Origin of the sequence: Actinomycetospora chibensis (assembly GCF_028737215.1) — a bacterium.
Lineage (GTDB): Bacteria > Actinomycetota > Actinomycetes > Mycobacteriales > Pseudonocardiaceae > Actinomycetospora > Actinomycetospora chibensis.
Map to the genome: position 1 here is coordinate 1 of NZ_JAQZAM010000001.1, position 15,116 is coordinate 15,116.

Below are 15,116 nucleotides of genomic sequence, written 5' to 3' on the forward strand. Positions count from 1 at the left end.
TCGCCCACGTGGGCGTCGACGTCGACGACGTCTACCAGGTCCTCGAGGACGAGGGCGTCACCAAGTTCGAGGACTCCTGGGCCGAGCTCACCGACACGGTCTCGGAGCAGCTCACGCGCCGCAGCCCGGAGCAGGCATGAGCGCCGCGGGGGGACCGCAGGTCCGCATCACCGACGGCGCGCTCGCCGACGCCGCGTCCGCGCTGGTCGAGAAGCTCGTCGGGGACGGCGCCGCGTCGAAGCTCTCGGCCGGTGACCCCACCCTCTGGGGCCCGGCCGCGGAGCCCGAGGCCAGCAAGCGCCTGAGCTGGGTGGCGCTGCACGAGAGCTCGCGCCCGCTCGTCGACGAGCTCGCGGCCCTGCGTCGCGGCCTGCACGACGAGGGCGTCGACCGCGTCGTCCTCGCGGGTATGGGCGGCTCGTCGCTCGCCCCCGAGGTCATCTGCGCGACGCGCTCGGGCGGGCCGGTCGGGGGCGACCACCCCCTGGTCGTGCTCGACACCACCGACCCGGGCCAGGTCTCCGACGCGCTCGCCGGCGACCTGAGCCGCACCGTGCTCGTCGTGTCGTCGAAGTCCGGCGGCACGGTCGAGACCGACAGCCAGCGGCGGATCTTCTCGCAGGTCTTCGAGGCGAACGGCATCGACGCGGCGACGCGGATGGTCGTGGTCACCGACCCCGGCACGAAGCTCGCCGACCTCGCCCGCGAGGAGGGCTACCGCTCGCTCGTCGAGGCCGACCCCGGCGTCGGCGGGCGCTACTCGGCGCTCACCGCGTTCGGCCTGGTGCCCTCGGCGCTGGCCGGTGTGGACATCGGCGAGCTCCTCGACGAGGCCGCGCAGGCCGCCCCGGAGCTGGCGCGCGACGCGTCGGACAACCCCGCGATCGTGCTCGCCGCCGCGATGGCCGCGGCGCACAGCGCGGGCGCGGAGAAGGTCGTCCTCGCCGACACCGGCTCCGGTCTCGTCGGGTTCGGCAACTGGGCCGAGCAGCTCATCGCCGAGTCCACCGGCAAGCAGGGGACCGGCCTGCTCCCCGTCGTGGTGGAGGGTCCCGAGGCCCCCGGCTTCGCCGACCACGGCCCGGACGCCACCGCGGTGGCGATCGGGCCGGAGGGCTCGGGCGCGCAGATCGCGGTGTCCGGCAGCCTCGGCGGGCAGTTCCTGCTCTGGGAGCACGCCGTCGCACTGGCCGGCCGCCTGCTCGGCATCAACCCGTTCGACCAGCCCGACGTCGAGTCGGCCAAGCAGGCCACCCGTGACCTGCTCGCGTCGGCGTCCGACGGCGGCGGGTCGACCGGCTCCGGCGACGACACCCCGGTGCTCACCGACGGTCCGGTCGAGGTCCGCACTGCGGGCGACGGCAGCTGGCTCGGCACGCCGGGCACGCTGGCAGAGGCGATCCAGGCGCTGGTGGACCAGACGCCGGAGCGCGGCTACCTCGCGATCCAGGCCTACCTCGACCGGCTCGACGACGCCTCGTTCGAGACCCTGCGCCCCGAGCTCGCGAAGGCGACCGGCCTGCAGACCACCTTCGGGTGGGGGCCGCGGTTCCTGCACTCCACGGGCCAGTACCACAAGGGCGGGCACCAGAACGGCGCGTTCCTGCAGATCACGGGCTCGGTCGCCGACGACCTGGCGATCCCCGGTCAGCCGTTCTCGTTCGGCACGCTCGAGCACGCACAGGCCATCGGCGACGCCGGGGTACTCGCGGCGCCCAAGAACGGCGGCACCGCACGGCCCGTCCTGCGCCTGCACCTGGCCGACCGCGCGGCCGGTCTGGTGGCGCTCGCCCACGCGGTCCGGGAGGTGGGTCGGTGACCCGACGGTCGGTCACCGGGACGCCCGAGCACGACGACTGGATCAACCCGCTGCGGGACGCCCGCGACAAGCGCCTGCCCCGCATCGCCGGGCCGTCGGGACTCGTGCTCTTCGGCGTCACCGGCGACCTCGCCCGCAAGAAGCTCATGCCGGCGATCTACGACCTGGCGAACCGCGGGCTGCTCCCGCCCGGCTTCGCCCTCGTCGGGTTCGCCCGGCGCGACTGGGCGGACGAGGACTTCGCCGAGGTCGTCCACGACGCCGTGCGCGAGCACTCCCGCACCCCGTTCCGCCAGGAGGTCTGGGACCGCCTGGCGGAGGGGCTGCGGTTCGTCCAGGGCACCTTCGACGACGACGAGGCGTTCGACCGCCTCGCCACCTGCGTGCACGAGCTCGACGAGCAGCGCGGCACCAACGGCAACCACGCGTTCTACCTCTCGATCCCGCCGTCGGCCTTCCCGACCGTCTGCAAGCAGCTCTCGCGCTCCGGCCTGGCCGATGACGAGGGCGATGTGTGGCGCCGCGTGGTGATCGAGAAGCCGTTCGGCCACGACCTGCGCTCGGCGCAGGAGCTCAACGCGATCGTCAACGACGTCTTCCCCGAGGACGCGGTGTTCCGCATCGACCACTACCTCGGCAAGGAGACCGTCCAGAACCTGCTGGCCCTGCGGTTCGCCAACGAGCTCTTCGAGCCGATCTGGAACGCGCACCACGTCGACCACGTGCAGATCACGATGGCCGAGGACATCGGCGTCGGTGGTCGTGCGGGCTACTACGACGGCATCGGCGCGGCCCGGGACGTCATCCAGAACCACCTGCTGCAGCTGCTCGCGCTGACGGCGATGGAGGAGCCCGTCTCCTTCTCCCCCGACGCCCTGCGCGAGGAGAAGATCAAGGTCCTGTCGGCGGTGAAGCTCGCCGAGCCGCTGGACGAGACCACCGCCCGCGGGCAGTACGCGGCGGGGTGGCAGGGGTCGGTGGAGGTCAAGGGACTGCAGCAGGAGGACGGCTTCCCGGCCGACTCGGTCACCGAGACCTACGCCGCGATCACCTGCGAGGTGAACACCCGCCGCTGGGCCGGGGTGCCGTTCTACCTGCGCACCGGCAAGCGGCTCGGGCGGCGCGTCACCGAGATCGCCATCGTGTTCGAGCGGGCCCCGCACCTGCCGTTCGACCAGACGATGACCGAGGAGCTCGGCCAGAACGCGCTGGTCGTGCGCGTTCAGCCGGACGAGGGCGTCACCCTGCGGTTCGGGTCGAAGGTGCCGGGCTCGGGCATGGAGGTCCGCGACGTCACGATGGACTTCGGCTACGGCACGGCGTTCACCGAGGCCTCCCCCGAGGCCTACGAGCGCCTGCTGCTCGACGTCCTGCTCGGCGAGCCGTCGCTCTTCCCCACCAACACCGAGGTCGAGCTGTCCTGGCGGATCCTCGACCCGGTGATCGAGAAGTGGCACCGCGAGGGCACCCCGGACAGCTACAACGCCGGCACCTGGGGCCCGCCGTCGGCCGACACGCTGCTCCACCGCACCGGCCGGCAGTGGCGTCGTCCCTGACGCGGGCGCGTCGACGAAGGAGACAACCGTGATCGTGGACCTGCCGTCGACGGACACGTCGGCGGTCAACCGGACGATGGTCGACCTGCGCGAGAGCGCAGGAGCGGTCGCCCTCGGGCGGGTGCTGACTCTCCTGATCATCACCGAGGACGGCCCCGAGGCCGAGGCCGCCATCCAGGCCGCCAACGACGCCAGCCGCGAGCACCCGTGCCGCGTGCTCGTGCTGGCCCGCGGCATCCGGCGCGCGGCCTCCCGCCTCGACGCCCAGATCCGCATCGGGGGCGACGCCGGGGCCAGCGAGGTCATCGTCCTGCGCATGTACGGCCCGCTCGCCGACCAGGGCGGGGCGATCGTGGTCCCGCTGCTGCTGCCCGACGCCCCGATCGTCGCGTGGTGGCCGGGCGAGGCGCCCACGTCGCCGTCCGAGGACCCGGTGGGCAGCGTCGCCGGCCGTCGCATCACCGACGTGGGCTCGGCGAAGTCGCCGTCCAAGGCGCTGGGCAAGCTGCGCCAGCGCTACGCCCCGGGTGACACCGACCTCGCGTGGAGCCGCATCACCAGCTGGCGCGCCCTGCTCACCGCCGCCCTCGACCAGCCGCCGCACGAGCGCGTGACGCGCGCGTCGGTGGGTGGCGCGCCCGACTCGGCGTCCGCCGACCTGCTCACCGGATGGCTGGCGTCCCGCCTCGGCTGCCCCGTCTCGCGCACCACCCGGGACGTGCCGGGCGGCCAGGGCGGGCAGATCGCGATGGTGCGCCTCGAGCGTGCGAGCGGGTCGGTCGAGCTGGTCCGCCTGGACGCGAAGAGCGCGATGCTCTCCCAGCCCGGGCAGCCCGACCGTCGCGTCGCCCTCTCCCGGCGCACCACCCGCGAGTGCCTGGCCGAGGAGCTGCGCCGGCTCGACCCCGATGACATCTACGCCGAGGCGATCGAGGCGATGCCCACGGCTCGCGGCCGGTCCAAGGGCTCCCCCACCGCGGCGAAGGCGGACGCATGAGCAGCCCCGAGGTCGTCGTCCATCCCGACACCGACACGACGGCGTCCGACGCCGCCGACCGCCTGATCACCGCGCTCGCCGCGGCGCAGGCGGCTCGGGGCGCCGCGTCGGTGGTGCTCACCGGTGGCGGGGTCGGGATCGCGATGCTGCGCGAGGTCGCGTCCTCCCCCCGCCGCGACACCGTGGACTGGGGTGCGGTCGAGGTGTTCTGGGGCGACGAGCGCTTCGTCCCCGCCGGCGACGCCGAGCGCAACGACGCCCAGGCCCGCGAGGCCCTGCTCGACGCGCTGCCGCTCGACCCGGCGCGGGTGCACCCGATGCCGCCCTCCGACGCGCCCGAGGAGGCCGGTGGCGGCGACCCGGACCTCGCCGCCGACGTCTACGCCAAGACGCTCTCGTCGGCGGCGGCGCGCCTCGGTGGTGACGCGATCCCGGCCTTCGACGTGCTGCTCGCCGGCTGCGGCCCGGAGGGCCACGTGCTGTCGGTCTTCCCGGACTCGCCCGCGGTGCACGCGACGGCGGCCGGGGTGGTCGCCGTCCGCGACTGCCCGAAGCCGCCGCCGACCCGCGTCTCGCTGACGCTGGCGGCGGCCCGCCACGCTCGCGAGGTGTGGCTGGTGGCCACCGGCGAGGGCAAGGCCGAGGTCATCGCCCGCGCCCACGCCGGCGCCGCCGAGACCGACGTCCCGATCGCCGGCCTCCGCGGCACCGAGCGGACCCTCTGGCTCCTCGACGAGGCGGCGGCCGGCGACCTGACGTAGGACAGCGAACCGCCGGTTCGCGGCGTCTACGCGGACGACGTCCCGGTCCGCGGCGCTACCGGCGTCTCCCAGGGGCGCAGCGAGCGCTCGAAGAGCTCCCAGCAGCGGAGCTGGGCGAACCACGCCCGGGCGAGGCCGAGGTCCTCGCGCGGCGTGTGCTCGCGGACCGGGCCGGTGGGCCAGGCGGCGTCGCGACCGGTCGGGTCGCCGGACATGCGGGAGTCGGCGCCGTAGCGCGCGAGCAGGAGCCCGGCGACGACGAGGACGCCGAGCAGGGTGACCGTGAGGGCCATCGGGAGCTCCTTGGTGGTATCGCAGGGAATCGCATGTGGCTGGACGTCCTCCACAGTGGCCCCCGGTGGCAGGTGATGCCACGGCCACTTCACGCCAAGTGGCAGTGATAGTGGCAGAAGTGGCAGACTGCTGGCATGGACGCCCAACTCGGCGCCGGGAGCCTCGCCCGCCTGCTCACCGGATGGCGTGACGACGGCGGCACGGGCGCGAGCGCGCAGGCCGCGCTGGTGACCCGTGTGTCGTCCCTGCTCACCGACGGGCGGCTCGCCGCCGGGACGCGGGTGCCCAGCGAGCGCGAGCTCGCCGCGGCCCTGGCCATCGGGCGAGGGACGGTGGCCGCCGCCTACGAGCAGCTACGCGATGACGGCTACCTGGTGCGCCGCCGGGGCTCGGGCACCTGGACGGCCCTCCCGAGCGCGACACCGGCCGGCTCGGGCGGCGTCGTCCCGGCGGCGTTCGGCGGGGTCACACCGACCCCGGCCGCCGCGTACACGCCGTTCGCGCCGATGGGGCCGGTGAGCGGGTGGTCCCCCGGTCGCGACGTCATCGACCTCGCCCACGCCGCGCCCTGGGCGCCCATGGAGGCCGTGAGCGAGGCCGCCGCCCGCGCGCTGACCGAGCTGCCCGTGCACCTCGCGAGCACCGGTTACGACGTGCTCGGCCTCCCGGTGCTCCGCGAGGCGATCGCGGCGCGCCTGAGCGCCCAGGGACTGCGCACCTCCGCCGACGAGGTCATGGTGACCGCGGGCGCCCAGCACGCCCACGCCCTCGTCGCCCGCGCGCTCGTGCGCCCCGGCGACCGCGTGCTCATGGAGCAACCCACCTACCCCGGCGCCATCGACCTCGCCCGCCACGTCTCGGCGCGCGCGGTGCCGGTGGCGATGGTGGAGCAGGACGGCGTCCACGGCTGGGACGTCGAGGCGGTCGCGGCGGCGCTGCGGGCCGCCACACCGGCCGTCGGCTACCTCGTGCCCGACCATCAGAACCCCACCGGCGCCGTGATGGACGCCGAGACCCGGGCCGCCGTCGTGGCCGCCGCGGCGCGGCACGGCGTCCCCCTCGTGGTCGACGACTGCCTGCGCGAGATGTGGATCGACGCCCCCGGCCCGCCGCCGCTGGGCGCCTGGTCCACCGGCGGCGCCACCCCGGTGATCACCACGGGGTCGCTGTCGAAGACCGTGTGGGGCGGCCTGCGCATCGGCTGGCTGCGCGCCCCACGGACCCTGCTCCAGCGGGTCGCGGCGGTGCGGGCGTCGGACGACATCTCGACCCCGGTGCTCGAGCAGCTCGTGGCCGTCGGGCTGCTCGAGAAGCTCGACGACCTCGTCGCGGACGGGCGTCGGGTGCTGGCCCACCGGCGTGACCACCTGCGGGCGGCGCTCGCGCGGGCCGTGCCGGAGTGGCGGGCCCCGAAGCCGTCCGGGGGCTTCAGCCTCTGGGTCGACCTCGGCGCGCCCCGCTCCAGCGCCCTCGTCGACGCAGCCTCACGTCACGGCGTCCTGCTCGCCGCCGGCCCCCGCTTCGCCACCGGCGGCGCGTTCGAGCAGTACCTGCGCCTGCCCTACACCCTCTCCACCGACGCGCTCGACGACGCCGTCGCGCGGCTCACCCGGGCATGGGACTCGCTGGGGGTCGGCGCCGCCCCGTCGCTCACGACCGTCGTGTGACCTCACGGTCCTGCTCCCACGGCCGCAGGCTGCGGTCGTAGGCCTCCCACAGCCGACGGTGCGCCGCGATCCGGAGCGCCAGCTCGCCCAGCAGGACCGCGTCGCCCCGCACCGTGTGCGGCCGGCGGGTCACGGGCCAGGCGGGGTCGCGCCCGGTCGGATCGGCCTCGCTGCGCGTGTCCGCGCCGTAGCGCGCCACCGCGAGGAACCCCAGCACCAGAAGTACTCCCCAGAACGTGACCATCTCCGCCATCCCCTTCGCCGCTCTGCCGAACAGCAACCATTCTCGAAGGCGGGGGCGCTGGACTCCATGGCGTTCTCACGGGGATAGTGGCCAGATGACGACGAGTTCGGAAGTTCGGACGGGCCCGCGCCTGGAGAACGACAAGGTGCTCGACGAGACCAACCGGCGCATCCTCACGGAGCTCGCCGACGACCCCCGTCTGAGCATGTCGGCGCTCGGACGCCGCGTCGGGATGTCGGCTCCCGCGGTCACCGAGCGGGTGCAGCGCCTCGAGCGCCTCGGGGTGATCCGCGGGTACCGGCTCGACGTCGACCCGGCGGCGCTCGGCTACCCCATCGCCGCGTGGGTCCGGGTCCGGCCCGCCCTGGGGCACGGGAAGATCGCCGAGCAGATCGCGGACCGGCAGCCCGAGGTCGTCGAGTGCCACAAGATCACCGGTGAGGACTGCCTGCTCATGCGCGTACAGGTGCGCGACGTCGCCGACCTCGACCGCGTCCTCGAAGGCTGGCAGGAGCACGCCTCCACCGTCACCTCGGTCATCAAGTCCACCCCGGTCGAGCCGCGGAACATGCTGACCGTGGCCTGACACGGCGCGCCCGCGGGAGCATGATCGGAGATCCTGCTGGTCGTCGTGAGGAGCACGAGATGTCCGAGCCGGGTTCCGCCACGGGCGCCGTCGTCGTCGGCGTCGACGGCAGCGACGGGTCGCGCGCCGCCCTCGAGTACGGCATGGACGAGGCTGCGCGTCGCGGCGTCCCGGTGCGGGCGATCATGGCCTACGCGGGCCCGGACGTCTGGTCGAGCGCGGAGGGCATCATCCCCGACGCCCGTATTCTGCACGACGCGGCGGCGCGCGACGTGCGGGCGATCGTCGACGAGGTGTCGGCGGCCCGCGCCGCCCGGGGCGCCCCCGCGCCGCCCGTGGTCGAGGCCGACATCGCCATGGGGCCGGCGTCGACCGTCCTGATCCACCACTCCCGCGGCGCGGCGGTGCTCGTCGTGGGCCACCGGGGCCGTGGCGGGCTCGCCAGCCGCGTCATCGGCTCGGTCGGCCTCAGCGCCGTCATCCACGCCGAGTGCACCGTGGTGGTCGTCCGCGACTGAATCAGCGCACGATCACGTCCACCACGACCGGGCCCGTCGAGCGCAGGGCCTCGGTGAGGGCGGGCGCCAGCTCGTCGGGACGCTCGACGCGCACGCCCGGGACGCCCTGGCCGGCCGCGAGGGCGACGAAGTCGAGCCCCGGGAGCGCGGTGCCCACCGGCTTGCTGATCCCGAAGTGCTCGGCGAACTGGTCGAGGGCGCGGTAGCGGGCGTTGTGCACCACGACGACGGTGAGCGGGACGCTCTGCTGAGCGGCCGACCACAGCGCCTGGATCCCGTACATCGCCGAGCCGTCCCCGACGAGCGCCACGACCCGCTGGGGACGTCCCATCGCCATCCCCACCGCGGCGGGCAGGCCGTGCCCGAGCCCGCCGCTGGCGCAGGTGAAGAAGCTCGCCGGGCGGTCGAAGGGCAGGTGGTCGTGCATCGGCCCGCGGGTCGCCGGAGCCTCCTCGACGACCACGGAGTCGACCGGTCGCAGGTCGGCGAGGGTCTGGAGCAGCAGCTCCTCGGTGATGCCCTCGTCCTCGGCCTCCACCCGCGCGACGGCCGGTCGTGGCGCCGGGAACGGGCGCTGCGGTGGCGGCGGCCCCGCGAGCAGGGCATGCACCCCGTGGCGCACGCCGGTGACGATCGAGGTGCCCACCGGCGTCCAGGCCGCGTGCGCCGGGTCGTCGGTGAGCTGGACCAGCGTCGTGCCCTCGGGCACCGCGGTGTCGCCCTCCACCGCCCCCTCGGTGTGGAACGGGAACACCGGGGCACCGAGCACCAGCACGAGGTCGTGCTCGCGCAGCGCCCCCCGGATGCCGTCGTGCGCGGCCGGGAGGAAGCCGCCGAAGAGCCGGTGGCGCTCGGGGAACCCGCAGCGCGGCGACATCGGGGCGACGTAGACCCGCGCGGCGTGCCGCTCGGCGAGGGCGACGACGTCGTCGAAGGCACCGTCGCGGTCCACCTCGCCCCCGACGACGAACGCGGGCGCGCTCGCGGCGGCCAGACGGTCCGCGACGTGGGCGAGCGCGTCGGGGTCGCCCGCCACCGAGCCGACGACGCGGTGGGCGGACACGTCGCCGGCGGGCCGGTCCCAGTCGTCGACCGGCACCGACACGAGCACCGGCCCGCACGGCGGCGTGGACGCCACGTGGATCGCGCGGGCCAGGGTGGCGGGGACGTCGGCGGCGCGGGCCGGCTCGCGCGAGAACTTGACGTAGGGCTCGCCGAACTCGGCCGGGCGCTCGGCGAACAGGAACGGCTCCCCCACCAGCAGCGACCGTGCCTGCTGGCCCGCGACGACCACCAGGGGCGTGCGGTTGCGGAAGGCGGTGAAGACGTTCCCCAGGCCGTGGCCCACCCCGGCCGCCGAGTGCAGGTTCACCAGACCCGGACGGCCGGTGGCCTGCGCGAACCCGTCGGCCATGGCGACCGCCACCGACTCCTGCAGCGCGAGGGCGTAGCGGAAGTCGTCCGGGAAGTCCCGGAACATCGGCAGCTCCGTGGAGCCCGGGTTCCCGAAGATCGTCGTGATGCCGTGCTCGCGCAGGACCGCGAGTGAGGCCTCCCGGACCGTGGTCACGGCTCGTCGACGAGGTCGCCCGCGAGGTACTCCTGGTACGCGGCGAGGTCGAGCAGCCCGTGGCCGCAGTAGTTGAAGAGGATCACCCGCTCCTCGTTCTTCGCGGTCGCGTCCGCGGCCTCCTGGATCACCGACGCGATGCCGTGTCCCGCCTCCGGCGCCGGGATCTTGCCCTCGACGCGCGCGAACAGGACGTTGGCCTCGAACACCGCGCGCTGCTTGTGCGCCACCGCCTCCATCCGGCCCTCGTGCACCAGCTTGGAGATGATCGGCGAGTCGCCGTGGTAGCGCAGCCCGCCGGCGTGGATGCCGGGCGGCACGAAGTCGTGGCCGAGCGTGTACATGTTCATCAGCGGCGTCAGGCCCGCGGTGTCACCGAAGTCGTAGGAGTAGGTGCCCTTCGTCAGCGTCGGGCACGACGCGGGCTCGGCGGCGAGCAGGCGCACCGACGGGTCGGGCAGGAACGGCAGGGCGACTCCGCCGAGGTTGGAGCCGCCGCCGCACGGGGCGATGACGACGTCCGGGCGGGTCTCCCCCGCGTTCGCCAGCTGCTGCTGCGCCTCGAGGCCGATGATCGTCTGGTGCAGCAGGACGTGGTTGAGCACGGAGCCCAGCGCGTAGTGGGTGTCGTCGCGGCCGACGGCGTCGCGCACGGCGTCGGAGATCGCCGCGCCGAGCGAGCCGGGGTGCGACGGGTCGTCGATCGGCGACGGGACGACGCTGCCGCCCCACGTCTCCATGATCACCTTGCGGTAGGGCTTCTGCTCGAAGCTGCGGCGCACCATGTAGACCGCGCACTCGAGGTCGTACTGCGCGCACGCGAAGGCCAGCGCCGTGCCCCACTGGCCGGCGCCCGTCTCGGTGGCCAGGCGTGCGATGCCCTCGCGGGCGTTGTAGAACGCCTGCGGCACCGCCGAGTTCGGCTTGTGCGAGCCCGCGGGCGACACGGACTCGTCCTTGAAGTAGATCCGCGCCGGCGTGCCCAGCGCGGCCTCGAGCCGACGGGCGCGCACGAGCGGCGTCGGCCTCCACAGGCGCAGGACGTCGAGGACCTCGCCGGGGATGTCGATCCACGGGTCGGCCGACATCTCCTGGCCGATCAGCTCCTGGGCGAACAGCGGAGCCAGGTCGTCCGGCCCGACCGGCTCACGCGTCGCCGGATGGAGCGGGGGATCCAGGGGTGTCGCGAGATGCGGTGCGACGTTGAACCACGCCGTGGGGAGCTCGGACTGTGCGAGCGCGAACCGTGTGTCGAGAGCCGGGGCCACCATGGCCCCGGATGCTCTCAGCTCTCGCCGCGTCGCGCGCGGAGCTTGGCCAGCGCCTCGTCGAGAAGGGCCTCGCCGTCGGCGTCGGAGCGGCGCTCCTTCACGTAGGCGAGGTGCGTCTTGTAGGGCTCCGTGCGCTTCGCGGGCGGGGGGTTCTTCTCGTCGGTGTTGGCCGGCAGGCCGCAGCGCGGGCAGTCCCAGCTCGAGGGGATCTCCGCGTCGACCGCGAACGACGGGCGGGTCTCGTGCCCGTTCGAGCACCAGAAGGAGATCACGGTGCGCGCCGCGCTCTCCCCGCGCTCGGACTCCCCCATCGGACCCGAGCCCACCCGGGTGCCTCGGATCGCGTTGCCAGTCGCCATCGCCGGAGTACCTCCGCGTCCAGGGGCGGCCCGGCCGAATGACCAGGGCCGCCCGTCAGCCTTCGATCTTGACGAGCAGCCCCGTACCGACGATGGAGATCAGCCAGATGGCACCCACGAAGAGGGTGAGGCGGTCGAGGTTCTTCTCCACGACGCTCGACCCGGCGAGGCTGGACTGCACCCCGCCGCCGAACAGCGACGACAGCCCGCCTCCGCGCCCACGGTGCAGCAGCACCAGCAGCACCAGCAGCAGGCTGGACGCGATGAGCAGGATGTCGAGGAACAGTCGCATGTCGGTGTCCGTGACCTCCGGGTGCCGACCCCGTCCGGGGCCGGACGGGGCTCTGACCGTCCCCGACGTGCGGGATCGGTGCCTAGCGAGGACGATACCCCGCCTTCGTGACGACTCCGTCATGACCCTGCGGCGGAACGCTCAGGGCAGGGGCCCGCCCGCGGCGAGGGCGCAGAGCTCCGCGAAGCCCTCGGGGTCGAGGCTCGCGCCGCCGACGAGGGCGCCGTCGACGTCGTCGGACTTCACGAGCTCGGCGACGTTGTTCGACTTCACCGAACCGCCGTAGAGGATCCGGACGCCGTCCGCGACGGTCGCGCCGTGCACCTCGCGGATCCGCTCGCGCAGGGCGTGGCACACCTCCTGGGCGTCCGACACGCCGGCGCTCTTGCCGGTGCCGATGGCCCAGACCGGCTCGTAGGCCAGCACGATCTTCGCGACGTCGGCGGCCGTGAGGCCGTCCAGCGCCGCGTCGAGCTGACCGGTGCAGTGCGGCACGTGGGTGCCCGCGTCGCGGACCTCCTCGCCCTCCCCCAGGCACAGGATCGGGGTCAGGCCGTGCCGCAGGGCCGCGCGGACCTTGCGGTTGACGAGCGCGTCGTCCTCGCCGTGGATCGTGCGTCGCTCGGAGTGCCCGACGACCACCCACGTGCAGCCGAGCTTCGCCAGCATCGCGCCCGAGACGTCACCGGTGAACGCGCCGGAGTCCTCGGGCGAGAGATCCTGGCCGCCGTAGGTGATCGGCATCGAGTCGGCGTCGACGAGGGTCTGCACGCTGCGCAGGTCGGTGAACGGCGGGAGCACCGCCACGTCGACGACGTCGTAGTACTTGCCCGGGAGCGCGAACGCGAGCTTCTGGGTCACCCCGATCGCCTCGAGGTGGTTGAGGTTCATCTTCCAGTTGCCCGCGATCAGGGGCTTGCGGGCCATCAGCTCTCCTCGAGGACGGCGATACCGGGCAGGACGTGGCCCTCGAGGAACTCCAGCGACGCGCCACCCCCGGTGGAGATGTGGCCGAAGCGCTCCTCGTCGAGGCCCGCGGCACGGATGGCGGAGGCGGAGTCGCCGCCCCCGATGACGCTGAACGCCGGCGAGTCCGCGACGGCCTCGGCGACGCCGGTGGTGCCCGCCGCGAACGGCGCCATCTCGAACACGCCCATCGGGCCGTTCCAGAACACCGTGGCGGCGTCGGCGAGCTTCTCGCCGAACAGGCGCACCGTCTCGCTCCCGACGTCGAGGCCCATCCAGCCGTGGGGGATCTCCGACACCGGCACCGTACGGGTGTTCGCGTCGGCCGCGAAGGCGTCCGCGACGACGACGTCGACCGGCAGCACGAGCGTGTCGGGGTACTGCGCGAGCAGCTCCCGGCAGGTGTCGAGCTGGTCGGACTCGAGCTTGGAGTCGCCCACGTCCTTGCCCTCGGCCGCGAGGAAGGTGAAGCACATCGCCCCGCCCACCAGCAGCGTGTCGACCTTCGGCAACAGGTTGGTCAGCACCGCGAGCTTGTCGGAGACCTTCGAGCCGCCGAGGATCACCGCGTACGGCCGGGCCGGGTCGCCGGTCAGCCGGCGCAGCACCTCGGTCTCGCGGGCGACGAGGTCGCCGCCGTAGGCCGGGAGCCTGCGCGCGATCTCGACCACCGAGGCCTGCTCGCGGTGCACGACGCCGAAGCCGTCGGAGACGAACGCCCCGTTCGGCACGAGCTCGGCGAGCTCCGTCGCGAGCTGGTCGCGCTCGCCCTCGGTGCCCGTCTCGCGGGGGTCGCAGCGCACGTTCGCGAGCATCGCCACGCCCCCGGAGCGCAGCCCCTCGGCCACCCCACGGGCGGACAGACCCACCACGTCCTGTGCCAGCGACACCCGCTGGTCGAGCAGCTGGCCCAGGCGGCCCGCGACCGGCGAGAGCGAGGCCACCGGGTCGCGGCCGGGCGGCTCGCCGCCCTTCGGCCGGCCGAGGTGGGCCATGACCAGGACCTTGGCCCCGGCCGCGGCGAGCCTGGTGATGGTCGGGAGCGCCGCGCGGATGCGGCCGTCGTCGGTGATGGTGTAGCCGTCCAGGGGCACGTTGAAGTCCGCGCGCAGCAGGACGAACCGGTCCTGCACCCCGTCGGCGATCAGGTCGTCGACTGTCCGCATCAGAGCTGGGAACCCACGAGCGTGGTCAGGTCGACGACGCGGTTGGAGTAGCCCCACTCGTTGTCGTACCAGCCGACGATCTTGACGCTGCGGTTGCCGAGCACCTTGGTCATGCCGGCGTCGAAGGTGCACGAGGCGGCCTCGCCGACGATGTCGGTGGAGACGATCGGGTCCTCGGTGTAGACGAGGACGCCGGAGAGCTCGCCCTCGGCCGCCTCCTTGAACGCGGCGTTGATCGCCTCGACGGTGACGTCGCTGGTCAGCGTGGCCGTCAGGTCGGTGACCGAGCCGTCGCTGACCGGCACGCGGTAGGCCATGCCGGTGACCTTGCCCTCGAGCTCGGGCAGCGCCAGCGCCGTGGCCTCGGCCGCGCCGCTGGTGGTCGGGATGATGTTCACGGCGGCGGCGCGGGCCCGGCGCAGGTCCTTGTGCGGCGCGTCGTGCACGCGCTGGTCGCCGGTGTAGGCATGGATCGTCGACATGAAGCCGGTCTCGACACCGAACTTGTCGTTGAGCACCTTGAGCATCGGCGCGACGCAGTTCGTGGTGCACGAGGCGTTGGACAGGATGTTCTGGCTGCCGTCGTAGGACGAGTCGTTGATGCCCATGACGACGGTCAGGTCCTCGCCCTTCGCGGGCGCGGAGATGACGACCTTCTTGGCGCCGGCCTTGAGGTGCTTCCCGGCCGAGTCGGCGTCGGTGAAGATCCCGGAGGACTCGATGACGACGTCGACGCCGAGGTCGCCCCACGGCAGTGCGGCCGGGTCCTTCTCGGCGTAGGCCTTCACCTCGGTGCCGTTGACGATCAGCGCGTCGTCGGAGTACTCGACGGTGCCGTCGAAGCGGCCGTGCACCGAGTCGTAGCGCAGCAGGTGCGCCAGCGTCTTGTTGTCGGTGATGTCGTTGACCGCCAGCACCTCGATGTCGGCGGTGCCCGCCGCACGCTGCTTCTCCAGGGCACGGAACACGTTCCGCCCGATGCGACCGAACCCGTTGATCCCGATGCGGATCGTCACTGCGCCTCGCCCTACCTCTCGTGAGTCGGCCGTT

16 protein-coding genes are annotated in these 15,116 nt (G+C 73.7%); 7 read left to right on the forward strand and 9 right to left on the reverse strand.

All coding sequences use genetic code 11. From position 1 onward, the window contains the following. The first annotated feature begins 136 nt into the window (after positions 1–136). Genes PH189_RS00010 through pgl form a run of 4 tightly spaced genes read left to right on the forward strand, consistent with a single transcriptional unit; the run spans position 137 to position 5,133 of the window. On the forward strand, positions 137–1,819 hold the full coding sequence (locus PH189_RS00010; RefSeq protein ID WP_274186684.1) for a glucose-6-phosphate isomerase: 1,683 nt from the start codon (positions 137–139) through the stop codon (positions 1,817–1,819). Then, positions 1,816–3,375 (forward strand): glucose-6-phosphate dehydrogenase, encoded by a 1,560-nt coding sequence (gene zwf / locus PH189_RS00015; protein WP_274186685.1) that lies wholly within the window; start codon positions 1,816–1,818, stop codon positions 3,373–3,375. The genes PH189_RS00010 and zwf overlap by 4 nt, the downstream gene beginning before the upstream one ends. A 28-nt stretch (positions 3,376–3,403) precedes the next feature. Continuing rightward, positions 3,404–4,372, forward strand: coding sequence for a glucose-6-phosphate dehydrogenase assembly protein OpcA (locus tag PH189_RS00020; protein WP_274186686.1), 969 nt, complete (start codon positions 3,404–3,406; stop codon positions 4,370–4,372). Then, positions 4,369–5,133: a 6-phosphogluconolactonase gene (pgl, locus tag PH189_RS00025; RefSeq protein WP_274186687.1), complete on the forward strand. Its 765-nt coding sequence runs from the start codon at positions 4,369–4,371 to the stop codon at positions 5,131–5,133. Before PH189_RS00020 ends, pgl begins: the two co-directional genes overlap by 4 nt. 26 nt (positions 5,134–5,159) lie before the next feature. Here pgl and PH189_RS00030 read toward each other — a convergent pair whose 3' ends face one another. Beyond that, positions 5,160–5,426 (reverse strand): hypothetical protein, encoded by a 267-nt coding sequence (locus tag PH189_RS00030; RefSeq protein WP_274186688.1) that lies wholly within the window; start codon positions 5,424–5,426, stop codon positions 5,160–5,162. Between the two features lie 135 nt (positions 5,427–5,561). Here PH189_RS00030 and yczR point away from each other — a divergent pair, with 135 nt between their 5' ends. Then, positions 5,562–7,094, forward strand: a complete 1,533-nt coding sequence (gene yczR / locus PH189_RS00035; protein WP_274186689.1) for a MocR-like transcription factor YczR — start codon at positions 5,562–5,564, stop codon at positions 7,092–7,094. On the opposite strand, the gene PH189_RS00040 is transcribed toward yczR, so the two are convergent. Beyond that, complete coding sequence (locus tag PH189_RS00040) at positions 7,078–7,338, reverse strand: hypothetical protein (protein WP_274186690.1); 261 nt, start codon at positions 7,336–7,338, stop codon at positions 7,078–7,080. The two genes, yczR and PH189_RS00040, sit on opposite strands and share 17 nt — an antisense overlap. Positions 7,339–7,432: 94 nt before the next feature. Here PH189_RS00040 and PH189_RS00045 point away from each other — a divergent pair, with 94 nt between their 5' ends. Then, positions 7,433–7,924: an Lrp/AsnC family transcriptional regulator gene (locus PH189_RS00045; protein ID WP_274186691.1), complete on the forward strand. Its 492-nt coding sequence runs from the start codon at positions 7,433–7,435 to the stop codon at positions 7,922–7,924. Positions 7,925–7,983: 59 nt separating this feature from the next. Next, a complete protein-coding gene (locus PH189_RS00050) occupies positions 7,984–8,442 on the forward strand; it encodes a universal stress protein (protein WP_274186692.1) in 459 nt (152 codons plus the stop codon). 1 nt (position 8,443) lies between these two features. Here PH189_RS00050 and mdlC read toward each other — a convergent pair whose 3' ends face one another. The 7 genes from mdlC to gap form a co-directional block, all read right to left on the reverse strand. Beyond that, positions 8,444–10,012, reverse strand: a complete 1,569-nt coding sequence (gene mdlC / locus PH189_RS00055; RefSeq protein WP_274186693.1) for a benzoylformate decarboxylase — start codon at positions 10,010–10,012, stop codon at positions 8,444–8,446. Next, positions 10,009–11,283: a TrpB-like pyridoxal phosphate-dependent enzyme gene (locus PH189_RS00060; RefSeq protein ID WP_274186694.1), complete on the reverse strand. Its 1,275-nt coding sequence runs from the start codon at positions 11,281–11,283 to the stop codon at positions 10,009–10,011. The genes mdlC and PH189_RS00060 overlap by 4 nt, the downstream gene beginning before the upstream one ends. Positions 11,284–11,297: 14 nt before the next feature. Then, complete coding sequence (locus tag PH189_RS00065; protein WP_274186695.1) at positions 11,298–11,642, reverse strand: RNA polymerase-binding protein RbpA; 345 nt, start codon at positions 11,640–11,642, stop codon at positions 11,298–11,300. A gap of 55 nt (positions 11,643–11,697) precedes the next feature. Next, a complete protein-coding gene (gene secG / locus PH189_RS00070; protein ID WP_274186696.1) occupies positions 11,698–11,934 on the reverse strand; it encodes a preprotein translocase subunit SecG in 237 nt (78 codons plus the stop codon). A gap of 141 nt (positions 11,935–12,075) precedes the next feature. Beyond that, positions 12,076–12,861, reverse strand: coding sequence for a triose-phosphate isomerase (gene tpiA, locus PH189_RS00075; RefSeq protein ID WP_274186697.1), 786 nt, complete (start codon positions 12,859–12,861; stop codon positions 12,076–12,078). Then, the gene (locus PH189_RS00080; RefSeq protein ID WP_274186698.1) at positions 12,861–14,066 is read right to left on the reverse strand and encodes a phosphoglycerate kinase; all 1,206 of its coding nucleotides are present in this window, start codon (positions 14,064–14,066) and stop codon (positions 12,861–12,863) included. The genes tpiA and PH189_RS00080 overlap by 1 nt, the downstream gene beginning before the upstream one ends. Next, a complete protein-coding gene (gene gap, locus PH189_RS00085) occupies positions 14,066–15,082 on the reverse strand; it encodes a type I glyceraldehyde-3-phosphate dehydrogenase (protein WP_274186699.1) in 1,017 nt (338 codons plus the stop codon). Before gap ends, PH189_RS00080 begins: the two co-directional genes overlap by 1 nt. Between the last annotated feature and the right edge of the window lie 34 nt (positions 15,083–15,116).